We start from the raw sequence: 22,210 nt of genomic DNA, 5'->3' as shown, positions 1-22,210 counted from the left end.
TCCATTTCGTCCAGTTCACGATGCATTTCACATAATTAGGCCTTTAATTTATGACCCTTCAATTAAAAATCTTAAATTGCATGTGGTACATCTTAATTAAAAATATTGCCCAATATTCCCTATTTTTCTGATTATCCTATACGGAACTTGCTGCTACACTCATTCATATCTCATTCTTCAAGGCCAAGGACATGCTGGAACTCCCTTCTAAATTACCTGATTTGGGCGTGACCATTTTTAGTACCATGTCGGCCTTGGCACAAAAACTCGGGGCCTTGAATCTTTCTCAAGGATTTCCGGACTTTGCAGCGCCTCCTGCCTTGATTGAAGCTTTAAACCGGGCCAGCCAGAATGGATTTAACCAGTACGCTCCGGGAGATGGTCTGCCAGTCTTGCGAGGTCTAGTGGCAGATCTCTATCAGCAGCGTGATCAACTGATCATTGATCCTGTCGAGGAAATCACGATTACGCCTGGGGCGACAATTGCGATTTTTTGTGCCATTCAAGCCACGGTGTGCGCCGGGGAAGAAGTGATTATTTTCGATCCAAGCTACGACAGTTATGGACCTGCGGTACAACTGGTCGGGGCAAAGCCAGTGCATATTGCTTTACAGCATCCTGATTTTTCTGTGGACTGGAATCAGGTCAAAGATACCATTAATGACCGTACCCGCGTGATTGTGGTGAATACTCCGCATAATCCGAGTGGGAGTGTGTGGTCCAAGGCAGACTGGCAACAGCTGATCGAGCTGATTCGCGAGCGCAATATTGTGGTGCTGTCCGATGAAGTCTATGAACATCTGGTTTTTGACGGCGTTCAGCACTATTCGGCCTGGTCATTTCCAGAACTTCGTGAGCGGAGTTTTGTGATTGGTTCTTTTGGTAAAACCTTCCATGTCACTGGCTGGAAAACCGGATTTTGTATTGCTGCACCCGCACTGATGAAAATGTTCAGACAGATTTATCAGTTTGCCAGTTTCTGTGGTGTGACGCCCGTTCAGGTTGCCTTGGCGGAATATATGCAACTGCATCCTGAGCATATACCTGAACTGTCCTCTTTCTATCAAAACAAACGGGATTTATTTAACTCATCCATTGAAACGTCACGCTTTAAATGGACACCTTCTCAAGGGACTTATTTCCAGAACTTAGATTATTCAGAGATTCGGCCTGAGCTCGATGATTTATCCATGTGCCATTTTCTGGCAGAACAACATGGGATTGTCGCGATTCCAGTCTCTGCGTTCTACCAGCATCCTCCTACAGATTTACGCTTGCTCAGGTTTTGCTTTGCAAAAAAAGAACAAACATTGATCCAGGCAGGTCAAATTCTTTCAAAGGTTTAACTCATTTTTTAACTAAAAATCTCATAAAATAAATGCCTTAGTTACTTAAAAGCTAAGGCTTTTTCTTATATTCTGCCGAATAATAGCTGCATCAACAAATAGATGATAATTCAATCACAGGATGTCGCATGGCACAGCACTCACTGATTCATCAACAGAATTTATGGAAAGCCTTTCTGGTATTTCTGTTGCCATTAATTGCGACCAATATCCTGCAAAGTCTCTCCGGCACGATCAATACGGTTTTTGTGGGACAAATGCTCGGAGTGAATGCGATTGCTGCTGTTGCCGTTTTTTTCCCGATCCTGTTTTGTCTGATGGCCTTTGTGATTGGTTTATCGGCCGGCTCTACCGTATTGATTGGCCAGGCTTGGGGCGGGAAAAATATAGAAAAAGTGCGCTGTGTGGTCGGTTCAACTTTATTTATGACCTTGATTGGCGGCAGCTTGATTGCACTTTTTGGGGTAATTTTTGCTGAGAATATTCTCTTGGCGCTTGGCACAGATCCGGATGTGATGCATTTATCCTTGCCCTATGTGCAATGGATGCTGGCGGGTAGCCCCTTAATCTTTATCTATATTATTTATACTTCCATCTTGCGCGGTGTTGGGGATAGTACCACCCCCCTGTTTGCTTCCGCACTTACCATTGGGGTCGGGTTGGTGGTGACACCGGTCCTGATTGCCGGTTATTTTGGCTTTCCTAAAATGGGTATTATCTCGCCGGCGATTGCCACCATTCTGGGAAATCTGGCAGTCCTGTTGTTTTTAATCCTGTATTTGAATTATAGGCAACATCCGCTCAAACTGGACTGGGCTTTATTAAAAAATATTCGTCATCAGCCACAGTTAAGCAGAATGATCTTGAAACTGGGGGTTCCTACTGGTGTGCAAATGGTCACGACTTCAGTTGCCGGACTGGTGATTGTCAGACTGGTCAACCGCTATGGTGCAGAAGCAACAGCGGCCTATGGCGCGGTCAATCAGGTCTTAAATTATATTCAATTTCCCGCTTTGTCGATTGCGATTGCCGCATCTGTATTTGGTGCTCAAGCGATTGGCGCAGGTAAATCAGATCTGCTGAATAAAGTCACCCGGACTGCGCTGAGTATGAATATCCTGTTTACCGGCGGTCTGGTGATTCTGGCCTATCTGTTCTCCAAATATCTGATGGCGCTGTTTATTACCGATCCTAAGGTTGTAGTATTGGGACAACAACTGCTGTTTATTGTATTGTGGTCAATTCTGTTTTTTGGTGCCAGTGCCATTTTTGCTTCAATCATGCGCTCGAGTGGTACGGTGACCGTGCCAATGCTGATCAACATTTTTGCCATTCTCTGTATTGAAGTTCCTGCAGCTTATCTGTTTAGCCAGTGGTGGGGTCTAGAAGGTATCTGGTATGCCTATGCGTTGGCCTTTGTCAGCCTGTGTATTTTGCAGGGACTGTATTATCAGTTTGTCTGGAAGAAAAAAACGGTTGAAGCGTTGATTTAGATGCAGGATTTTGTATGCCTACAGCATTACAGTATCTAACACTCTCATTTGCAAAAAATTAGACCCTATTACAGCGATAAAAAAACCCGCTTTCACGGGTCTGTTTTGCAATTTTTTAAGCAGATTTTTTCTTCTTTTTGCCAAACTGGGTCGCCAGTGCAGTGACATGCTGATAACCGGTTGGCAAGATCCGCTGAATCAGGTCAATCGCTTTGGCATCATTACCGATCAGCAGACGGCGTTTGTCTTTTTGTACCGCCTCCAGAATTTGACGAGCGGCTTCTGCAGGTGGACAACGCAATAATTTATTAAAATTACGGGCCGATTTTTCCGGATTCATACCTAAAGTGAGCAGACTGTTATTCATTTTTGCGGCATTGGCAATGTTGGTACGGATCCCGCCCGGATGTACACACAGTGCACTGACTCCGCAATTTTCCATATCCAGTTCCTGACGTAAAGATTCGGTAAAACCACGCACGGCAAACTTGGTCGCATTATAAGCAGATTGGGTCGGTTGAGCAGTCAGACCAAACAGGCTGGAAATATTGATGATATGACCATCGCCAGTTTTCTTGATCAACGGCAGAAATTCTTTGGTACCATACACCACACCCCAGAAATTGATTCCGACAATCCATTCCAGTTCTTCATAAGATGCCCCTTCCACAGTCGAACCTAATGCGACGCCAGCATTGTTAAAGATCATATTGATACTGCCATGATCCTGTTCAACCTGTGCTGCCCAGTTACGCACCTGTTCCAGTTCAGCCACATTCACTTTCTGGATAGTCACACGAACATCAGTCCCTTGGAGTAATTCCACGGTTTGCGCCAGACCCTGTTCATTGATATCACTCAGTGCCAGATGACAACCCTGCTGAGCCAGTAATACTGCCAGTTGCTGACCAATACCTGAACCGGCGCCGGTAATTGCAGCGACTTTATTTTTAAAATTTTTCATTCAATTTCCTTATGTAAAGAACTGCCATTCCATGACAGCAGGATCTTGTTCTGTTGTTTCAGGAGCTAGCACAGACCCTCAATATAGTTTTGACAATATAGATTGTCAATAATTATCCCATGTCCTTAAAGGTCAAATTTCAGGGCAGCATTTCTATATAGGTCTAAGCGTGATTTATTGCTAAGATATTCAAAATCTTCATGCAGATGAGCACACAGGCCTTATGACCGATTCAATCGACTCAGCAGCAAAATCACGACCCTCCAAAACCAAGGAGCGTCAGTTTAAAGGCCTGTCGATGGCTGAACGGCAGCAGGCACGTCGTGAAAAGCTGATCGAAGCCGGGATTGAAGCCTATGGCAGTTATGGTTTTTTTTCAGTTACCGTCAAAGATATCTGCAATGAAGCCAAACTGACCGAGCGCTATTTTTACGAATCCTTCAAGAAAAGCGAGCATCTGTTTCAGACCATCTTTTTAAAACTGATTGATGAGCTGCAACAGAATGTCATGCAGGCCATGATGCAGGCATCGAGTGATCCGAAAAAAATGATCGAAGCGGGTCTGACTGCCCTGCTCACTACCTTGCGTGACAATCCACGTATGGCACGGATCATTTATATCGATGCCATGCTGGTGCAGGAACTGCATAATCAGGCCACCATTCATGAAACCATGTCACGTTTCGACCGCATGATTCACGCCTTTGTCATGTTGATGATGCCGCAGTTAAATCGCAGTGAGCAGGAAATTTCACTGGTGTCGACCGGTTTAAATGGTTATGTCACCCAAATTGCCATTCGTTGGGTGATGAGCGGTTTTAAGCATTCGCTTGAGGAAGTTTTATCGTCTTGTAGTGTGGTTTTTTTGGCGCTGCTCGAGTCATTTTCAGAGAAAAAATAGCTGTTAAATCCTGTGCTTAATAGGCTTTTCTGCATTTACCAGTCAGTTGAATATTTATGCTGTACTGCGGAAATGAGTAAAATTAATTTATGATTTTTTAACAAGTTTCTGCGCTAGATTTGTCACAAATCTTTTCGAATTTCAGCAGTTTTTCCCTTTCTGCAATGATACTGTCATAATTAGTCTTTGTAATAAGCCTGTCATAAATATAAAACGGTTCACCGTTTACATGAAATAGGGTATTGCGTTGTGAAAGATGACTACATATTAATCGTCGATGACGAGCTCCCGATTCGGGAAATGATCCATACCTCTCTGGATATGGCCGGTTTTCAGTGCTTACAGGCAGAAGATGCCAAGCAGGCGCATCAGATGATTGTGGATCAGCGTCCGGCACTGATTTTGCTGGACTGGATGATGCCGGGTGGTGTCAGCGGTGTAGATCTGTGTCGTCGTCTGAAACGTGATGAAAGCCTCTCGGAAATTCCGGTGATCATGCTCACAGCGCGCGGTGAAGAAGACCATAAGGTACAAGGTCTGGATGCCGGTGCCGATGACTACATGACCAAGCCATTCTCGACTAGGGAACTGGTCTCCCGGATTAAGGCGGTGCTTCGCCGCGCCAATGCCCTGAGCGGTGAAAAAACCATTGATGCCAATGGTCTGATTCTGGATCCGGTCAGCCAGCGGGTGAATTTTGGCAATAACATTCTGGAAATGGGGCCGACTGAATACCGTTTGCTGGCATTCTTTATGACCCATCCGGAACGTGCCTATACCCGTGCGCAATTGCTGGATCAGGTGTGGGGCGGTAACGTTTATATTGAAGACCGGACCATCGACGTGCATATCCGCCGTTTGCGTAAAGTGCTGGAACCTTATGGTGTAGACCGTTTTGTACAGACCGTTCGCGGAACAGGCTATCGCTTTTCGACCCGTTCAGATGTCGCTTTAGGTTAATATCTTTTAAGGTAAATCTTGTTTTATGTATGAACCCTACCCTGTCCCCGAACTGGCACGCGAACACAAAAGAATCCGTTACAGCAGTTTATGGGATTTTGCGAAGCAGGATTTACGCCTACTGGCTTTTTTCCTAATTATCGCCAGCTTTATCGGTTTTGGGATTGGGTATTTCTGGATTTGTATCGTAATTGCCTTCGTGGCATTCTTTGCGACCCAAATGCGTTCCTTATATCTGGTCAATGAATGGATTTCCAATCGCCCTTATGATGTTCCACCGAATATTGGCGGGATTTGGGGTGCGCTACTTTTCAATGTTTATCGCGCCCAACGTCAGGAACGGATTGTTCAGGCGGAAATGGTCGAACTGATTGATCGTGCACAATCTTCGCTGGTGGCCTTGCAAGAAGCTGTGGTGCTGCTTGATGAAAACCAGCAGATTGAATGGTGGAATCCGGCGGCTGAACGTCTGCTCGGAATCTCCAGTGATGACCGTCGCCGTAATATCCTGACCTTGTTACGCCAACCGAGCTTTATCGAATACTATCACCATATTGATGAATCTCCCGACGGCCTGAAAATGCGTTCTTCGCTGTTTGAAGACCACTATGTGCAGGTTAAAATGACCCGTTTTGGCGGAGAAAGTCGGGTACTGGTCGCTTATGATGTGACCCGGATGCACAATCTGGAACAGATGCGAAAGGATTTCGTCGACAATATTTCCCATGAACTGCGCACTCCTTTGACCGTACTCAGTGGCTATATTGAAACCTTTACCGATCAGGAAGATATCAATCCACGCTGGAAACGCGCTTTTGATCAAATGCAGTCGCAAACCCGACGCATGAATGCACTGGTCAACGACCTGCTGCTGCTGTCACGTCTGGAAAATGATAAGAATATTGCCAAAAACCAGATCATTGAAATGCCGAGTCTGATGAACCAGCTATTCGATGATGCCCAGGCCTATAATATTGATTATGGTCATACCCTGAATCTGGACATTGACAGTCATTGCGATCTGATCGGTTCAGATATGGAACTGGCCAGCGCCTTTAGCAACCTGATCACCAATGCCATCAAGTACACGCCTAAAGGCGGCACCATCACCATCGGCTGGCATGATGATGGTGAATCTGCCTATTTTGTGGTGCAAGATAACGGCATCGGCATTGATCCCAAACATCTGCCACGTCTGACCGAGCGTTTTTACCGAATCGATTCAGACCGCAGCCGCCGTACTGGCGGTACCGGTTTGGGACTAGCGATTGTCAAACATGTGCTGATGCAACATCAGGCACATCTGGAAATTGAGTCCAAGGAAAACCAAGGTTCTACTTTTAAGGTAGTTTTCCCCAAAGAACGTCTCAGCTTTCCGGACTAATCTCACAAAATCAAAAAAGGTACCATCGGCACCTTTTCTTTTAAGCGTTTAAGAGCTGATCTGTTTTTCTTTGGACAGTGCACGCGCATAGGCAGCACGTTGCGACACCCGTTTAAGATAGGCTTGAATCGCTGGATAGCTTTGACCCGTCCGGCTCTGCATGGCCTCCAAAGGAAAACTCATCTGAATATCGGCAAAACTGAAATGCCCGGCAAAATAATCATGCTCACTCAAATAGCTTTCCAGAAACTGGATATGATCTTTTAAACGGCTCTGTACAAATTGCTTTTTCACCCCATCACAGATTTTCTTGGCCACAGGTCGAATCAGCAAAGGCGTATGTTTAGGCACTGTGGTCATTACCAGTTGCATCACCAGCAGCGGCATTAACGAGCCTTCCGCATAATGCATCCAGTAACGGTACTGAGCCTTGTCGGCAATATCTTCTGGGCGAAACTGCTGCTTTTCATCATAAGTTTCCTGCAAATATTCCAGGATCGCCGCAGATTCTGCCAGTACCTGACCCTGATCGACCAGAATCGGAGCTTTGCCCAACGGATGGATCTGTTTTAAGGCCGGTGGCGCAGAAAGGTTGGGCTGACGTTTATAGTATTTAACCTCGTAATCCAGTCCTAATTCTTCCATGGCCCACAGGATACGAAATGATCGTGATTGTTCGAGATGATGTAAAACACGCATATTAGACTCATGATTTTATTGTTTTTGCCCACTGAGCATAGCAAAAAGCAGCAGACTCTAGCTCATTTTTTGATGACTGTAATGATATGTATCCTATGTTGCAGATTCACTATTTCAGTTCAATTCAGACAGCACTCCATATTCCCATCATTTTTAGCATTTATCGGGAAGCACGCATCTGGTCTGGAAATGCAGGCGCTTCTAAACGTGGTCCATCATAGGCAGGAATGGAACCAAAACGTTCATGACCTTCAATCCATTGTTCCCGCGCAATTTTAAGTTCCTCTGTCGTACGCCCGACCAAATTCCACCACAGTAAAATCGGGCTTTCAAATGGTTCCCCACCAATCAATAGCACCCGGCTCCCGGCATGAATTTCAGCATTGACCTGCTGTAACCCCGGCTCAAGGATCAGCATATTGTCCTCTGTCAGTTCATGTCCATTGATGCTGGCCGTACCTTCAAGCACCATAAAGCCATATTCAAATTTTGGATTCAGCGGCAAGCGCGCACTGGTACTTTGAGCTGCGTACAGATCTACTCCGAGCAGTTCGCTATGCACTTTAACTGGTGATCTCGTTTTTAAATATTCTCCAACCAGCACGGTAAACTCGATGCCTTGCTCATTTATGACCGGCAATTCAGGATAATGTTCAAAACCCGGTGCCATATTGATCTTGTCATCCGGCAAGGCAATCCATAACTGCGCTGCATGCATATGCGTTTCGCTCTCGGGAGAGACTTCGGTATGTGAAATGCCATAGCCCGAGGTCATCAGATTGACCTGCTTGGGACGAATCAATTGCTGATTTCCCAGACTGTCATTGTGCATCATGCTGCCTTCGATCATCCAGGTAAAGGTCTGCAGACCAATGTGCGGATGTGGTCCGATATCCAGACCATCTCCTTGCGGGAAAATGGCCGGACCCGCATGATCCAGAAAACACCAAAGCACCTATCATGCGCTTATGTCTGCTTGGCAAGGCACGTTTAATCACGGTGCCCTGTCCGATTTCCGCGCGACGTAAAGGAAACTCCTGAATAAACTGATTCACATACTTTTCACAATCATCAGAATTCGACAGTTCAATATCACTATTATTCGACATGGCTGAGCTTACCTCGGCATTTTCATTCTACTTTTTGAGTGGGTGAGACATGTATTTGACCGATTCAAGATGCCTCTCTGTTCAGGACAATGTACAGGGTCTATGGGCAAAATCTATCCCTGGAAATATTTAGATACGTATAAAACGCCTCACTAGTCCCATCAATTTAAATTCTGAAAAGCTGATGAGATTTATATTCAAAGCCCCAAACTTGAGTTTTAACAAGTCAATCATGATTTAGGTACATGGCGTTATGAGTTTAAATAAACTGAAGATCAACGAATGTCATTAGTCCATGTTTCACGTGAAACGGAGCAACAACAACCAAAGATCCCAATGAATAAGATGATTATTCATGTATTTCAATCACTTTCAATTTTACAAAACACAAATTTTGTTACGTTTTAGCTTTAAAAACTTCCCGGATACCCAATTTTTGGGAGGTTATTTTTTACTCAATCACGGCATAATAGGCACCTATAAAAATAATACTGGACCAGGACATGTCTGCTCAGAATGAGAATATATATTCAACGGCGAATGTATCTTTTCAAAATTCGACGACCGATAAATCACTGAAATTATCTGAATGTGATCTGCAGAACCGTCAGCTGATTGAACAGGCGCTGACAGATCCTCATGCCCGTATTCCTGCCCCGTTTCAGCAGTATTTTCATGATTATGTTTATACGCATAGTCATCATAACTTGCGTCAAATTAACTATCTGGCACAAATTGCCTTTTTACTGTATTTCTTTGCCGATATTCTGATTATTCCAGACATGTTTTTTATTTCTGGTCTGATGCGCGTCGTTCTGGTTCTGGGCGCGATGTTTTGCTGTTATTACCTGTTTAAAAAACATAAAAATATTCAGATTCTGGACAGAATCTTGCCGATAGGCACCACTGTAGCTGCAGCGGCCTGGATTGGCTTACTCGCGCTTTCAACCAGTCCCCATGTTGCCACCTATATTTATGCCTCTGCGATCTTTATTCTCATCGCCAATCTCTGTGTGCAGACCCAGTTTAAAGTCGCAGTCTATTGCTCCATCTTGATTGCCCTATTTATCATGCTTGGGATATCCCAGTTCATGAGTGCTTCTCAAGCCTTTATTTTTAGTGTGGTCTTTAGTCCACTCTGGTTTTTTAGCATTTATATTAACTGGAATAATATTCTGAATATACGGCGTTCTTTTCTGCGCTCCCTACTTGATGAATGGAACTATCAAACCTTAAAGAATCTGGCACATACCGATGATTTGACCCAGCTCTACAACCGTCGCCATTTTGTCGATATGGCTGAACGCTCTATTCATCAATGGCCTAAACATGCCAGTAGCTGCCTGCTGATGTTTGATGTGGATCATTTTAAAAATATTAATGATAGCTATGGGCATGATGTTGGTGATCGGGTACTACAACTGATTGCTGAAGTGACCCGTAAAGAAATGCGGCATAGCGATGTACTGGCACGTTTTGGTGGGGAGGAATTTATCGCCCTCCTAGAAGATACTCAGCTGCAAGACAGCTGGGTGATTGCAGAACGAATTCGTTGTGCAATTCAAAAGCAGTACATTTATGTCGAACCCAATCATGCCATCCGGTTCACCATTTCGATCGGTGTAGCAGAACTGGAATCCCATACCCAACCCCTGGAAGACCTGATCAAACAAGCCGATATTGCCTTGTATCAGGCCAAGAAGTCTGGCCGAAACCGGATTGAGGTCTATCATCCAGATATGCTGAATAAGCCCAAGCCTGCGACAGAAAATCCCTGGAATGTATTTAAGCCAGACACTCAACCAGCCCAGTCAACGGCGAATTAAAGCTGGATCATTAGTCTGTTCTATAAGCTAGGATCATCCTTAGAATGCACTAATCGGGGATTTCATTTTATAAAATAAATTTGATTCTTCCACTTTTAAAATATCCAACAAAAGAATAGAATATTTTTTATACAACTATATATAAATTTCATCTTATTCATTTTTATATATTTTAATTTGGGAAGGCTGCATGCCGCATGATAACGAAAAAGAATCACGTACCCTGATTCAGGAGGCTCTTCAAGATCCGCTTGTTCGTATTCCTGCGCCTCTAAAACCGGCCTACTATGCCCATCAAAAGAAGCTCACTTTAAAATACCTATTACAGGTCAATTTATTCGCACAGCTGGCATATGCCTCTTATACCCTCGCCGATATTCTGGTGCTGCATGATATTCTCAATTTGCTCATTTTGACCAAAATTAGCTATACCATTCTGATCGTACTGATCACGATCTGGATGTATCACTCTTACCGCAATTTACCTGTGTTTGATTTACTCTTACCTACCTCAATTATTGGCGCAAGTGCCATCTGGTTTTTTAACCTAAATCAGTCTGGAAGTGCTTATACCCTCATTTATCAATATGCCTCCTTGGTTTTTATTGTGTTGGCCAATTTATGTGTGCAGATCCGGTTCTGGCCGTCTTTGATTACTTCGAGTCTGATTACTTTGATGATTTACATCGGTGTATATTTCAATACTCGATCTGACCTGTACCAGATGTTTTTATTTTCCCTGATTTATCTGCCAGTATTGACCTTCAGTCTATATATTAGCTGGAGCTCGACCTTAAAATCACGCATGGTATTTTTGCAGCATACCCTGAATGAATATAATCGGCAGGCCTTTGAAAATATGGCTCATACCGACTCACTCACTGGCCTGAATAACCGTCGCTGTTTTGAATATCTCGCGCAACAACTGGTACAACAGAATTTTGATCAACCGGTGCCTATGAGTTTACTGGTCTTTGATGTCGATCATTTTAAGCAGATTAATGATCGTTATGGTCATGATATCGGAGATCAGGTCTTACAGACGATTGCTCTAAATACACACAGCGAAATGCGGCAGCATGATATTTTGGCACGCTATGGCGGTGAGGAATTTATTGCATTTTTACCTGAAACCTCTCTGGATGAAGCGCTAAAAGTTGCCGAGCGTTTAAGGCATAAAATTGAAAATATTGTGATCGATCTGGACAGCCAACATCGTTTCAGTTTTAGCATTTCGATTGGTGCTGCCATTCTGGAAAGCTGTGAAACAGATTTAATGACCCTGATTAAACAGGCCGATATTGCCTTATATCAGGCTAAAGCCAATGGACGGAATCGGGTTGAAGCTTATGATCCAGATCTGGAGCAAAGTTTAGCTGGGGAGCTGCAAAACTGGCAGGTTAAACCGGCTTAAATTACCCGTTAAAAATTATCTTCATCAAAACGATCTTGGTCGATTTTATAGATATGAAAACTACGTTCTATTTGTACACCTAAACCAAATTCAATCATTAAAGACGTCAGCTTATCGCCATCAATTAAAACAATACCGGATTTTCTTGCCGACTCAATGGCCTCTTTACTGAAACTTGACGTAGTAATGAATACACCCTTCTTAGCAACTTGATCGGCCAAAGCACCTTTAAACTGTTGAATGTCGGGACGACCAACAGTATCTTTCCAACGTTTCGCTTGGATGTAAATTTTATCTAGCCCTAATCGATCTTCACTAATTACACCATCAATTCCACCATCGTTGGTTTTACCAATCGCTTGAGCTGCATCTTGATGTGAACCGCCGTAGCCCATTGCCACCAGAAGATCGACAACCAGTCTTTCAAAAAATGAAGGAGATTTATCTTTTACCATCTGAAGCAAATCACTTTTCAAATCAGATTTTAATAATTCCGTTGTGTTCTGGATTGTTTCTTCTGGAGTCTGAGTTTCTTGGTAACTATTTAGGCTTTCAATAACTTGTAGATTCCCGATCCCAAACTCATCTTTATTTTTCTTTCCTAATTTAAAATCTGAAAATCCGTTGAACTGTGCTAAATATTCATTTGTTATAGCATCTAAACTTTTTAAATCAACCTGTCTACCCAAGCTACTAATCTCACAATATGCTCTCTTCGGTTGTTGAACTAAGCCCGCCTTAACTAAGTAGGTCTTTGCCCATGCCACTCTATCTTTAAATATATTTTTCCCGCTCGGAAGAATTTTATTTAAATCCTCTTCGTGTAAATTGGAACGTTCAGCTAGGATATTCGCAGCATCCGAAATTTTTATTGGCTCATTTAATTCTGATAATAATTTCATTAAAGGCAGCATTAATTGATCATAAGTAGGTAAAGGCATTTTTTAGCTTTTAAAGGTTTATTTTTATTCAGTATAAATCAAAAAAAGAGCGCCGAAGCGCTCTTTTTTATTAGGTTATATCTGATAAACCAGATACTGCCACGCGCATAGCGCTTGGCGTAATTTAGGCGGACAGCAGTGCTGTCCGAAACCCCTAAATTACTCCCATTCAATTGTTGCTGGTGGTTTAGACGATACGTCATACACAACACGAGAAACTTCAGCAATTTCATTCATGATACGGGTCGAGATCTTATCGACTAAATCATAAGGAAGATGCGCGAAACGAGCCGTCATAAAGTCCACGGTTTCTACCGCACGCAGTGCAATCACCCATGCATAACGACGGCCATCACCGACTACACCCACCGATTTTACTGGCTGGAATACTGCAAATGCTTGAGCAGTCTTGTCATACCAGCCGCTGGCACGCAGTTCCTGCATGAAAATGTCATCCGCAAGACGTAAAATGTCTGCATATTCTTTTTTCACTTCACCCAGGATACGCACACCAAGACCTGGGCCCGGGAATGGATGACGGTAGATCATGCTGTGTGGCAAGCCTAAAGTCGTACCCAATTTACGTACTTCATCTTTAAATAAGTCACGTAATGGTTCAACCAGTTCAAACGCTAGATCTGCTGGTAAACCACCCACATTATGGTGTGATTTAATCACATGCGCCTTACCCTGCTTGCTTGCAGCAGATTCAATCACGTCTGGATAAATCGTACCTTGTGCAAGGAATTTTACGCCATCTAATTTACGTGCTTCTTCAGCGAAGACAGCAATAAATTCACGGCCAATAATTTTACGTTTTGCTTCAGGATCAACTTCACCTGCAAGCGCAGTCAAGAAACGCTCTTCAGCATCAGCACGAATCACGCGGATACCCATGTTATCAGCAAACATTTGCATCACTTGATCGCCTTCGTTCAAACGAAGCAAACCGTTGTCTACAAATACACAGGTCAGCTGATCACCGATCGCTTTATGCAACAGCGCTGCCACTACAGATGAATCCACACCACCAGAAAGTCCTAGTAATACTTTTTCATCACCAATCTGTTGGCGAAGCTGTTCTACACGTAGATCAATAATGTGTTCTGGCGTCCACAGACCGCGACAGCCACAAATTTGATGCACGAAGTTCGACAGTAATTCTGCACCTTTAGAAGTATGTGTCACTTCAGGATGGAACTGAATACCATAGAAACGGCGAGTTTCGTCAGAAACCATCGCAATTGGACAGCTTGGCGTCTGTGCAGTGATCTGGAAGCCTTCTGGAATACGGGCAACCTTGTCACCATGACTCATCCAGACATGCAGCTGGTTTTCACGGTCCTGTAAATTACCGATCAGCTTGTCACGTACAACAATATCTACTTCTGCATAGCCAAACTCATGCACAGTACCTGGCTCAACTTTACCGCCAAGTTGTTCGCACATGGTTTGCAGGCCATAACAAATACCCAATACCGGCACACCCAGCTCGAATACCACTTGCGGCGCACGCGGGCTGCCCTCAAGGTGAACGCTCTCAGGTCCACCAGACAAAATGATACCGTTTGGATTAAATGCACGAATGTCTTCTTCAGACATATCATAGGCATACATTTCAGAATATACACCAGCTTCACGGACACGACGTGCGATGAGCTGACTATATTGAGAACCGAAATCCAGAATCAGGATACGATCTTCAGTAATTTGAGTATTGGTAGTCATGACGAACAACTATGAAAGGCAAACGAAAGATAAGCGCCGTATTCTAACATTTTTCAGCGCATTAAGCACACAATTCGCATGAGGTATGCATTTAGTTGATTGCATTATATTTCTAGCACAACAAAGCATCCCTTCGGATGCCTTGTTTGATCTGTCATTTTTATATTTTTAAGCTCAAGATTTAATCCAACTAAGCATGTTTTTATAAAAATCTGAAGATAATATGTAAGAGAAATTTTTGCTCAATTGAAGATGGATGGAGCGTTAATTATTTTACTTTCTGGTACTGACTTTCATGCCCCGGGCTGTTAGGATTTGACCACACTTTTGCTTGTACTGGGCTCATGGAACTGATTGATTTTATCTTGCATGTTGATGATCACTTGCTTGAATTTATCACCAATTACGGGATCTGGATTTATGCCATTCTTTTCCTGATTATCTTTGTAGAAACAGGTTTGGTGGTGATGCCGTTCCTGCCCGGCGACAGCTTGCTATTTGCAGCAGGTGCACTGGCAGCTTCTACAGGTGCGATGGATCCATGGGTGCTGATTCCACTCTTGTTTGTGGCGGCAGTATTGGGCGACACCCTGAATTACCATATTGGTAAATATATTGGTCCTCGGGTTTTCGAGATCGAATCGCGCTTCATCAATAAAAAACACTTATTGGCAACTCAACAATTCTTTGCCAGACATGGTGGTAAAACCATTATTTTTGCGCGTTTTGTTCCTTTTGCCCGTACTTTCGCACCCTTTGTCGCCGGTGCTGGCAGCATGAATTACAAATATTTTCTGACCTATAATGTGGTAGGTGCATTCGCCTGGATTAGCTCATTTGTCATTTTGGGCTATATGTTTGGCAATATGCCGATCGTCAAAGACAACTTCACCTATCTAATTTTTGGCATCATTATTTTAAGTGTATTGCCAGGTGTGATTGGCTTTATTCAACAAAAGCTCAAAAAAAGTAAAACAGCTTAAGAACTTTTTACATTAAGATTCTTTTACAGCCTGTGCGTTTAATCCCAGAGCTTGATCAGGAGTGGGATCAGACAAAGCAGAACAAATAAAGCCGCGCCTTTATAAATGAGGCCGGCTTTTATTTTTTCAGATGGACTGGTGAGAATTGCCTGACCAAAGACCATCCAGAAAATCCCGACCGGAACGGTACTCAAGCTAAAGGCAGCAAAAACCAGAACGAAGTTGGTCGGGCTTTGCCAGGTTTCCATCGGTAAAATTCCAGAGGCCAACAATGCTGCTTTAGGATTTTTTAAGGTAGTGGTAAACATTTGCCAGGGGCGAATCTGCGGATGGGTCTTGCTGTAACGTTCTAACTGCTGAGCCTTATATAAATGCAAGGTCATCCAGCCCACACAGATGGTACTCAGTACATAGACCAAGCCTTTAAAATTTGGCCAGATCGGTGACGCCAGATGAATCAACAAGGCCCAGACATTAATGGCATAAAAATAGCCGAGTAAAATAGCAGGAAGATAGAGACTGGTTCTGGCTTGCCCCTGCTGATGAGCAGAACTGGCCACCAAGGCATTGGCGGGCCCTGGAACCATTAATACAGCAATGAGTCCTAAAACAAATAACCAATTTTCAATCATCGCAATGAACTTTTCCGGGCCAAGGTTGTAGCTTAATCAATATGGAAGTGGGATAACAAGCTTATAAATTTCAGATTTATATACAGTCTGGTCAATTTCCAGTGAGTTTTATCTTAATGTAAACCGCCCTATTCTTGGTGAAAGCAATAAAAAATGCCGACCCGAAGTCAGCATTTATCCGTTTAATGTTGAATGATTTATTTAGGCGTCGCCTGCCGAACGATGATCGAACAGTTCTTATAACGCGCGGCCTGTACAATCGCTTCCTGCTCGCCTAAAAGCCTTGCCAGTTCGGTTCTTTTGGTATCGGATGACTGTCCCATATTGACTGAAACACTCGGGCCAATACCCCATCCACCGCGACTACCCCAACCACCGCCAAGACCAACGCCCACACCGACGCCAGTACGTTTCGGTGGTTCAACGCCATTGTCGATATACTGCTGAATACGATTATATTCACCCTGTAATTGCGAACAACCCAAAGTCTGATAGAGGGTGGGCGACACATAAGTCGGTTTTACCGGCGTTGCACAGGCACTCAGTAATGCCAGTGCAGCAATACTCAGGCTTACTTTCACAAGTTTCATAGCTAACTCGATCTTAATTCTGCTCTATCTCATTGAACAACGATTGATAGGCCTGAGTCAATTTATGATCAGTAGCCAAATGAATCAAAGGCTGATTTTTCTGATGAGATTCTTTCATCAAGATCGAGGGTGGCAACATACTGTCGAGGACCGGTAAGCCTTCATCTTTGAGCTGTTGTACCACTTCACGCGGTAATTTGGCCTGTGCCTGAAACTGGTTCACGACAATCCCTTCGATTTCCAGCCCTTCATTATGGTCATCCTGGGTTTCAATGACATTTTCAATCAGGGTCTGTAGGGCACGTTTAGAAAATACATCACAGTCAAATGGAATCAGCACGCGGTTCGCCGCAATGAGAGCAGAGAGGGTAAAGAAATTGAATGCAGGCGGTGTATCAATAAATACCCGGTCATAATGCCCCGACAGTTGTTGCAAGGCATCTCGTAGCTTATAAATCTTGTGCTTGGACTCCAGTGCATGGGCCAATGCACCCAGTGTTGGGCTAGCCGGAATAACATCCAGATGTTTAAAAGAAGATTGATGCACATAGCTTTCCAGACCTTTGCTACGACTTTTTAAAATCGAGCCAATCGCATTACCAAGCAAGCCCTTGCTTTGCTGATTACCGAGTACATCTTCAAAATAGTTTTCGATATTCGGTTCGAGTGCCGGCTTATCACTAGAATACGTCGCATCATCACCCAGCACATACTGGCTAGAGTTGGCCTGCGGATCCAGGTCAATCAATAAGGTTTTTAAACCCTGATATGCACTGATCGCTGCCAGATTGACAGTAATACTCGACTTGCCTACCCCACCCTTTTGATTAAATACCACACGTGTACGCATGTCCCCCTCCTCACATTTTTAATTACTTTTACAACATTTGTATTTTCTAATTATTTGCATGGACTGGCTGTGCTGATCATCACAGCCAGCCTGCTTTTAGCCAAAATTCGGCTTGATCATCACCAAAGCCAGAATAGACACCAATGAAACTACAGCAATAACTAAGCCAGCCCGACGCTGCGACAACAAGATCGAATCATCTTTTTTATAGGCTTTGCCTAGCGAGGATACCAGCACCAAAAATAAAATGACTTTGGCATAGAACCAAGGCTGTACATCAAAGTCTTTCAGGACGAGCGATACTATACCGGTCAGTGCAATCACCGTGATAGCTAAATGCTGTAAAGCGACTAGCGCTGTACGTGCTACCGGATTAGGCATATTTCCCTGTGTGCCGACAAACAAGGTCAAGGCACGGGCAAGAATGGCGACAATCGCCAGTCCTGCTACCGACATATGGATAATCTTGACTAAAAGTTGGGTTTCCATCATTTCCTCTTAGTTTTTAGGTGCGTGTGCACAAGCAGGACTGGTCGTATCCTGACCTGCCCATTCTTCAGGCAAAAATGCATGAATGGCCAGCGCATGAATCTTGTCTTTTGACAGCAGATCACCCGCAGCAGCATAAACTTTCTGATGACGCTGGACGGGGCGCAAACCGGCAAATGCCTGACTCACAATCACGGTTTTAAAATGCGATTCTTTTCCCGGGAAATAACCACCATGACCCGAAGACTCATTCACCACTTCCAAATGGGTTGGGGATAATTGCGCCAAACGATCTTTCAGTTGTTGTTCTAAGCTCATGGCCTGACTCCAATCTTCAAAAATATGGTCTCAGTATACCTTGTTCTGCCGAGTATTTCGGTAATCTGTTCAGATGCAATCCGTTGATTGTGGCGAAAATTTATTGATTTTTATATGAATATTGGTTATTTATTGTCTGGTCTACAGCATTTTGCTTTTATTTTATGCAATTGATGCAAGATTTTTAACAAAGGTGTTGACCACATTTTTGCATGCTGTATTATACACGGCATGCGGGAATAGCTCAGTTGGTAGAGCATAACCTTGCCAAGGTTGGGGTCGGGAGTTCGAGTCTCCTTTCCCGCTCAAAATTTTTTCATTTAGTTTTTTCATTTAAAAAACTTTATAGACTCCGCGGGAATAGCTCAGTTGGTAGAGCATAACCTTGCCAAGGTTGGGGTCGGGAGTTCGAGTCTCCTTTCCCGCTCCAGATTCAAAAAGCCCTCATCGAAAGATGGGGGCTTTTTTATTGTTGATTATTAATAATATTTTTTCTAAAACCTCTCTGTTCCAGCTTTGGAAGAAGTTCTAAAATTTTTAGACAACGTGTTTTTTGAAGCTGGTGCGTGACCAAAAGTGCCCTAAACGTGCCTTCCCTTTATCATATACAAATCAACACATTCACTATTTTGGTATTTTTTTAATCAATTTCATTATAAATAATCAGAACACCTCCCCCATACACTTGATTTCTATTTTTTCCATCAATTTTAGTATTTTTTATTTTATTAATTTTTATGGTGACCAAATTTGGTCACCAAAAATACATAATTAAAACATTTACTTATGATAAAAAACTCAATTTTATTCTCTTTCAATCAATCATTTTGCTCTTCATTTTTCTTAAATTTTAATAAATCACCCACTTCAACATTAAGCAATACACACAATTTCTCTAACGTTTCAAAATCTATTCGAGTCGATTGACCATTATATAACTTATGTAATGTTGTCTTACTCATTCCAGTCGCCCGCACTACATCAGCTACTTTCATTCTTCGTTCTGCCAAAAGTACTGGCAAGTTACAAACTATCATTAATTACCACCATTGTGTAATAAAGTACTTGCATGGTGTCTTAAATGCATCTATTATTGCATTGTGACCTTAAATAACACTATTGTGATACTTTATAAAAGGATACAGACATGAATCTTATTTATATTACTACAAAAGAACTGGCGGAACGAATCCATTACAACGAGCGTACCATCCGTAATCAGTTGAAGGACAGTGTTCTAATCGAAGGCATTCATTACATCCGCCCTTTTGGTGGACGCAAAATTTTATATGTATGGGAGCGTATTGAAGAAGATATGACTAAAACCACTTTAGGCTCGCTACACAGCCTACAACTTCAATAAGGAGGATATTATTATGGCTGCCATCCGTACCAGATACGGTAAGTTATGTGTCGATTTTCGATACTTAAACATCCGTTGTCGTGAAACAACAGCTCTTGAAGACAATGCTCCAAATCGCAAAAAGCTTGAAAAAGTGATTGAGCGAATGGAAGCGGAAATCTTATTGGGTATTTTTGACTATGCTAAGTACTTTCCAAAAAGTTCTCGTTTGAAAGAAATCAAAAATGCAGAAAACAGAGTAAATGAAATCAGCTCTAAAACACCTCTATTTTCAAAGTTCTGTGAAATCTGGTTCACTGATAAAGAAATAGAGTGGCGTACAAGCTATAAGGAGAAAATTCAAATTGTAATCAAAAAGTACTTGATCCCTTTTTTTGGCGCAATTCCTGTTATTAATATTAAAAAGTCAGACATTCTTGGATTCCGTTCATCCCTCGCCAAAGTGACTCACGGAAAAAACCAAGAATGCCTTTCACCATCAAGAATCAACCAGATTATGATAGTGCTTCGCATGATACTCGATAGTGCTGCCGAACGATATGAATTTGATAGCCCTTATAAAAATATCAAGAACTTAAAGCAAGGAAAGATTGAAGTAACACCTTTTTCATTAAAGGAAGTACACGCAATCCTTGCCACAGTTCGTGATGATTTTAAGCCTTATTATACTGTTCGATTTTTCACAGGTATGCGCACCAGTGAGATCGATGGCTTGCAATGGAAAAATGTGGACTTACAACGTCGGGAAATCCACATTCGTGAAGCATTGGTGAATGGTATTCTTGGTGGAACCAAAACGTATGGTTCTGACCGCACGATCCAGATGAATGACCGGGTATACCAAGCCTTTCTACAACAGAAAAGCCTCAACAACGGAAAATCGGACTTCGTCTTCTGTAACCGTGATGGCGGTCCTCTAGACTACCGTTTAGTTAATAAGCGTGTATGGCACCCTATCCTGCGCTTTTTAGGATTAACGCCTCGTCGTGCTTATCAGACACGTCATACAGCAGCAACGCTCTGGCTGGCGGCAGGTGAAAATCCAGAATGGGTCGCTCGCCAATTGGGGCATTCAACCACTGAAATGTTGTTGCGGGTCTATAGCCGCTACATTCCGAATGTTACCCGTCGCGATGGCAGTGCTTTTGAAGCCATGCTGGAGAGACTCACTACAGAGGAGCTTGCACATGAATAGTAAAGCTTTCTTTGGTGGTGTGGTGATCAGCCCTGAAGCAGATATGGTCGCTCGTGAATTAATCCATGAGCTACACATTCCGAAACTGCACAATCTGGCCTTTTTGCTGGAAATCAATAAATGCTTCGATGATCACCAGGCGTTGAGACTTTGGCTACAGCGAATGCTGGATGAAGGGCAAGCTCATTACGATGACTTGGCTCAACAGGCCCGTGTCCGCTTAATGAGTCTCGCTCACTCATAAAACAAACATAAAAGGTCATCTAATTGATGACCTCAGCCCCTTTATACCTATAAAAAGGTGAACACATGCATAAAGATATTTCAATTTGGATGCCACTCTATATTGGCGACCTACAGGCGAAATTTGCACGAATGACAGCAGAACAAATTGGTGCGGCACTGCTGTTAATGATGGATTTCTGGAAAAATGGTGACATTCCTCACGACCTAGCTACTGTATGTAGCATCACGAAATTACCGCAGCACACCAAGGCTAAAACTTTGTTAAATACTCTGATGGCCCTAGAATTGTTTGAAGTCGAGTCTGAGCAGATTCATTCAAATTTCTTAAGCAGTTTAAAAAGCCAGGCATTGCAAAATCAGCAAATGAAATCTGATAAAGCTAAAAATGCAGCTCAAGTACGTTGGGGGAAATCCGCAAGTAATGCTCAAGCATCAGCCAAGCAACGAAAAGTAAATGCTCAAGCAGCTCCTGAGAAGAACCCGAGTATTACTCAAGTCATGCTTGAACCATGCCCTTCATCTTCATCTTCATCTTCATCTTCATCTTCATCTTCATCTTCAAATTTTGAAGAAAAAAATGAGGATTTTTTAGAAAATTCCAAATGGATTTAGGAGAGTGATCATGAATACCATGCTTAAAACGCTCCAGTTTCGCACAGAAACAACGGAAACACTTTGCCCTACCCATCATATACCCCTGATGGAAATCGCCGGTCACAGGCTCTGTAAATTGTGTGCCAAAGAAACCGTCCATCACTCACATGCAGCCTATGCAGATG

General features: G+C 43.0%; 22 protein-coding genes, 2 tRNA genes and 2 pseudogenes. 15 read left to right on the top strand and 11 right to left on the bottom strand.

Annotated features, from left to right (window positions below; all coding sequences use genetic code 11):
* The first annotated feature begins 191 nt into the window (after window positions 1-191).
* Window positions 192-1,346 carry a methionine aminotransferase gene (locus NI469_RS07515; RefSeq protein ID WP_253174756.1) on the top strand — a complete coding sequence of 385 codons (1,155 nt, stop codon included), beginning with the start codon at window positions 192-194 and terminating at the stop codon, window positions 1,344-1,346.
* Window positions 1,347-1,474: 128 nt separating this feature from the next.
* Entirely contained in the window at window positions 1,475-2,839 is a 1,365-nt protein-coding gene (locus NI469_RS07510) for an MATE family efflux transporter (protein WP_253174755.1), read from the top strand.
* Window positions 2,840-2,954: 115 nt separating this feature from the next.
* On the opposite strand, the gene NI469_RS07505 is transcribed toward NI469_RS07510, so the two are convergent.
* On the bottom strand, window positions 2,955-3,803 hold the full coding sequence (locus NI469_RS07505) for an SDR family NAD(P)-dependent oxidoreductase (protein WP_253174754.1): 849 nt from the start codon (window positions 3,801-3,803) through the stop codon (window positions 2,955-2,957).
* A gap of 223 nt (window positions 3,804-4,026) precedes the next feature.
* Here NI469_RS07505 and NI469_RS07500 point away from each other — a divergent pair, with 223 nt between their 5' ends.
* The 3 genes from NI469_RS07500 to phoR all read left to right on the top strand — a co-directional run bounded on the left by NI469_RS07500 (window position 4,027) and on the right by phoR (window position 7,048).
* Window positions 4,027-4,704: a TetR/AcrR family transcriptional regulator gene (locus NI469_RS07500; RefSeq protein WP_004732638.1), complete on the top strand. Its 678-nt coding sequence runs from the start codon at window positions 4,027-4,029 to the stop codon at window positions 4,702-4,704.
* 249 nt (window positions 4,705-4,953) lie between these two features.
* Window positions 4,954-5,664 (top strand): phosphate regulon transcriptional regulator PhoB, encoded by a 711-nt coding sequence (phoB, locus tag NI469_RS07495; RefSeq protein WP_004280972.1) that lies wholly within the window; start codon window positions 4,954-4,956, stop codon window positions 5,662-5,664.
* 25 nt (window positions 5,665-5,689) lie between these two features.
* Window positions 5,690-7,048 carry a phosphate regulon sensor histidine kinase PhoR gene (phoR, locus tag NI469_RS07490; protein WP_004732640.1) on the top strand — a complete coding sequence of 453 codons (1,359 nt, stop codon included), beginning with the start codon at window positions 5,690-5,692 and terminating at the stop codon, window positions 7,046-7,048.
* A 48-nt stretch (window positions 7,049-7,096) separates the two neighbouring features.
* Here phoR and NI469_RS07485 read toward each other — a convergent pair whose 3' ends face one another.
* On the bottom strand, window positions 7,097-7,747 hold the full coding sequence (locus NI469_RS07485; protein ID WP_005265446.1) for a glutathione S-transferase family protein: 651 nt from the start codon (window positions 7,745-7,747) through the stop codon (window positions 7,097-7,099).
* A 160-nt stretch (window positions 7,748-7,907) separates the two neighbouring features.
* Window positions 7,908-8,856: pseudogene (locus tag NI469_RS07480) on the bottom strand (pirin family protein).
* 503 nt (window positions 8,857-9,359) lie between these two features.
* Between NI469_RS07480 and NI469_RS07475 the strand changes: the two are divergent.
* Window positions 9,360-10,682: a GGDEF domain-containing protein gene (locus tag NI469_RS07475; RefSeq protein ID WP_148334841.1), complete on the top strand. Its 1,323-nt coding sequence runs from the start codon at window positions 9,360-9,362 to the stop codon at window positions 10,680-10,682.
* Between the two features lie 190 nt (window positions 10,683-10,872).
* On the top strand, window positions 10,873-12,096 hold the full coding sequence (locus tag NI469_RS07470; protein WP_253146598.1) for a GGDEF domain-containing protein: 1,224 nt from the start codon (window positions 10,873-10,875) through the stop codon (window positions 12,094-12,096).
* 8 nt (window positions 12,097-12,104) lie between these two features.
* On the opposite strand, the gene NI469_RS07465 is transcribed toward NI469_RS07470, so the two are convergent.
* Together NI469_RS07465 and guaA are read right to left on the bottom strand one after the other, a co-directional pair.
* Window positions 12,105-13,037: a restriction endonuclease gene (locus NI469_RS07465; RefSeq protein ID WP_004280964.1), complete on the bottom strand. Its 933-nt coding sequence runs from the start codon at window positions 13,035-13,037 to the stop codon at window positions 12,105-12,107.
* Window positions 13,038-13,196: 159 nt separating this feature from the next.
* Window positions 13,197-14,765: a glutamine-hydrolyzing GMP synthase gene (gene guaA / locus NI469_RS07460; RefSeq protein WP_005245345.1), complete on the bottom strand. Its 1,569-nt coding sequence runs from the start codon at window positions 14,763-14,765 to the stop codon at window positions 13,197-13,199.
* A 344-nt stretch (window positions 14,766-15,109) separates the two neighbouring features.
* On the opposite strand from guaA, the gene NI469_RS07455 reads away from it, so the two are divergent.
* Entirely contained in the window at window positions 15,110-15,748 is a 639-nt protein-coding gene (locus tag NI469_RS07455) for a DedA family protein (protein ID WP_004644839.1), read from the top strand.
* Between the two features lie 38 nt (window positions 15,749-15,786).
* On the opposite strand, the gene NI469_RS07450 is transcribed toward NI469_RS07455, so the two are convergent.
* The 5 genes from NI469_RS07450 to NI469_RS07430 all read right to left on the bottom strand — a co-directional run bounded on the left by NI469_RS07450 (window position 15,787) and on the right by NI469_RS07430 (window position 18,627).
* A complete protein-coding gene (locus NI469_RS07450; RefSeq protein WP_005249589.1) occupies window positions 15,787-16,380 on the bottom strand; it encodes a hypothetical protein in 594 nt (197 codons plus the stop codon).
* A gap of 197 nt (window positions 16,381-16,577) precedes the next feature.
* Window positions 16,578-16,970 (bottom strand): hypothetical protein, encoded by a 393-nt coding sequence (locus tag NI469_RS07445; protein WP_005249588.1) that lies wholly within the window; start codon window positions 16,968-16,970, stop codon window positions 16,578-16,580.
* A 13-nt stretch (window positions 16,971-16,983) separates the two neighbouring features.
* Complete coding sequence (locus tag NI469_RS07440; RefSeq protein ID WP_219307696.1) at window positions 16,984-17,820, bottom strand: ParA family protein; 837 nt, start codon at window positions 17,818-17,820, stop codon at window positions 16,984-16,986.
* A 96-nt stretch (window positions 17,821-17,916) separates the two neighbouring features.
* Window positions 17,917-18,309, bottom strand: a complete 393-nt coding sequence (locus NI469_RS07435; protein ID WP_005245348.1) for a SirB2 family protein — start codon at window positions 18,307-18,309, stop codon at window positions 17,917-17,919.
* A 9-nt stretch (window positions 18,310-18,318) separates the two neighbouring features.
* Window positions 18,319-18,627: a BolA family protein gene (locus NI469_RS07430; protein ID WP_004280957.1), complete on the bottom strand. Its 309-nt coding sequence runs from the start codon at window positions 18,625-18,627 to the stop codon at window positions 18,319-18,321.
* A 233-nt stretch (window positions 18,628-18,860) separates the two neighbouring features.
* Here NI469_RS07430 and NI469_RS07425 point away from each other — a divergent pair.
* Window positions 18,861-18,933, top strand: a tRNA-Gly gene (locus NI469_RS07425).
* A 48-nt stretch (window positions 18,934-18,981) separates the two neighbouring features.
* Window positions 18,982-19,057: transfer RNA gene (locus NI469_RS07420), tRNA-Gly, on the top strand.
* 388 nt (window positions 19,058-19,445) lie between these two features.
* On the opposite strand, the gene NI469_RS07415 is transcribed toward NI469_RS07420, so the two are convergent.
* Window positions 19,446-19,664: a helix-turn-helix domain-containing protein gene (locus NI469_RS07415; protein WP_010588955.1), complete on the bottom strand. Its 219-nt coding sequence runs from the start codon at window positions 19,662-19,664 to the stop codon at window positions 19,446-19,448.
* Window positions 19,665-19,774: 110 nt separating this feature from the next.
* Between NI469_RS07415 and NI469_RS07410 the strand changes: the two genes are divergently transcribed.
* The 5 genes and pseudogenes from NI469_RS07410 to NI469_RS07390 all read left to right on the top strand — a co-directional run.
* Entirely contained in the window at window positions 19,775-19,990 is a 216-nt protein-coding gene (locus NI469_RS07410; protein WP_129717387.1) for a hypothetical protein, read from the top strand.
* A gap of 13 nt (window positions 19,991-20,003) precedes the next feature.
* Entirely contained in the window at window positions 20,004-21,185 is a 1,182-nt protein-coding gene (locus NI469_RS07405) for a site-specific integrase (protein ID WP_253174753.1), read from the top strand.
* Window positions 21,178-21,429 (top strand): hypothetical protein, encoded by a 252-nt coding sequence (locus NI469_RS07400; protein ID WP_004835501.1) that lies wholly within the window; start codon window positions 21,178-21,180, stop codon window positions 21,427-21,429. The genes NI469_RS07405 and NI469_RS07400 overlap by 8 nt, the downstream gene beginning before the upstream one ends.
* A gap of 65 nt (window positions 21,430-21,494) precedes the next feature.
* Window positions 21,495-22,043: a DUF1376 domain-containing protein gene (locus tag NI469_RS07395; protein ID WP_253174752.1), complete on the top strand. Its 549-nt coding sequence runs from the start codon at window positions 21,495-21,497 to the stop codon at window positions 22,041-22,043.
* A gap of 10 nt (window positions 22,044-22,053) precedes the next feature.
* Window positions 22,054-22,210 (top strand): annotated as a pseudogene (locus NI469_RS07390) (ATP-binding protein); the annotation flags it as partial.

The sequence above is a fragment of the Acinetobacter lwoffii genome (assembly GCF_024129735.1).
GTDB lineage: Bacteria > Pseudomonadota > Gammaproteobacteria > Pseudomonadales > Moraxellaceae > Acinetobacter > Acinetobacter lwoffii_H.
Note: the sequence above shows the minus strand (reverse complement) of the source record. Positions and strands in the feature narration are given on the sequence as shown.

Coding starts and splice junctions, on each gene's coding strand:
- NI469_RS07515 (WP_253174756.1), top strand. CDS start 192: ATGCTGGAACTCCCTTCTAAATTACCTGATTTGGGCGTGACCATTTTT.
- NI469_RS07510 (WP_253174755.1), top strand. CDS start 1,475: ATGGCACAGCACTCACTGATTCATCAACAGAATTTATGGAAAGCCTTT.
- NI469_RS07505 (WP_253174754.1), bottom strand. CDS start 3,803: ATGAAAAATTTTAAAAATAAAGTCGCTGCAATTACCGGCGCCGGTTCA.
- NI469_RS07500 (WP_004732638.1), top strand. CDS start 4,027: ATGACCGATTCAATCGACTCAGCAGCAAAATCACGACCCTCCAAAACC.
- phoR (WP_004732640.1), top strand. CDS start 5,690: ATGTATGAACCCTACCCTGTCCCCGAACTGGCACGCGAACACAAAAGA.
- NI469_RS07485 (WP_005265446.1), bottom strand. CDS start 7,747: ATGCGTGTTTTACATCATCTCGAACAATCACGATCATTTCGTATCCTG.
- NI469_RS07475 (WP_148334841.1), top strand. CDS start 9,360: ATGTCTGCTCAGAATGAGAATATATATTCAACGGCGAATGTATCTTTT.
- NI469_RS07470 (WP_253146598.1), top strand. CDS start 10,873: ATGCCGCATGATAACGAAAAAGAATCACGTACCCTGATTCAGGAGGCT.
- NI469_RS07465 (WP_004280964.1), bottom strand. CDS start 13,037: ATGCCTTTACCTACTTATGATCAATTAATGCTGCCTTTAATGAAATTA.
- guaA (WP_005245345.1), bottom strand. CDS start 14,765: ATGACTACCAATACTCAAATTACTGAAGATCGTATCCTGATTCTGGAT.
- NI469_RS07455 (WP_004644839.1), top strand. CDS start 15,110: ATGGAACTGATTGATTTTATCTTGCATGTTGATGATCACTTGCTTGAA.
- NI469_RS07450 (WP_005249589.1), bottom strand. CDS start 16,380: ATGATTGAAAATTGGTTATTTGTTTTAGGACTCATTGCTGTATTAATG.
- NI469_RS07445 (WP_005249588.1), bottom strand. CDS start 16,970: ATGAAACTTGTGAAAGTAAGCCTGAGTATTGCTGCACTGGCATTACTG.
- NI469_RS07440 (WP_219307696.1), bottom strand. CDS start 17,820: ATGCGTACACGTGTGGTATTTAATCAAAAGGGTGGGGTAGGCAAGTCG.
- NI469_RS07435 (WP_005245348.1), bottom strand. CDS start 18,309: ATGGAAACCCAACTTTTAGTCAAGATTATCCATATGTCGGTAGCAGGA.
- NI469_RS07430 (WP_004280957.1), bottom strand. CDS start 18,627: ATGAGCTTAGAACAACAACTGAAAGATCGTTTGGCGCAATTATCCCCA.
- NI469_RS07415 (WP_010588955.1), bottom strand. CDS start 19,664: ATGATAGTTTGTAACTTGCCAGTACTTTTGGCAGAACGAAGAATGAAA.
- NI469_RS07410 (WP_129717387.1), top strand. CDS start 19,775: ATGAATCTTATTTATATTACTACAAAAGAACTGGCGGAACGAATCCAT.
- NI469_RS07405 (WP_253174753.1), top strand. CDS start 20,004: ATGGCTGCCATCCGTACCAGATACGGTAAGTTATGTGTCGATTTTCGA.
- NI469_RS07400 (WP_004835501.1), top strand. CDS start 21,178: ATGAATAGTAAAGCTTTCTTTGGTGGTGTGGTGATCAGCCCTGAAGCA.
- NI469_RS07395 (WP_253174752.1), top strand. CDS start 21,495: ATGCATAAAGATATTTCAATTTGGATGCCACTCTATATTGGCGACCTA.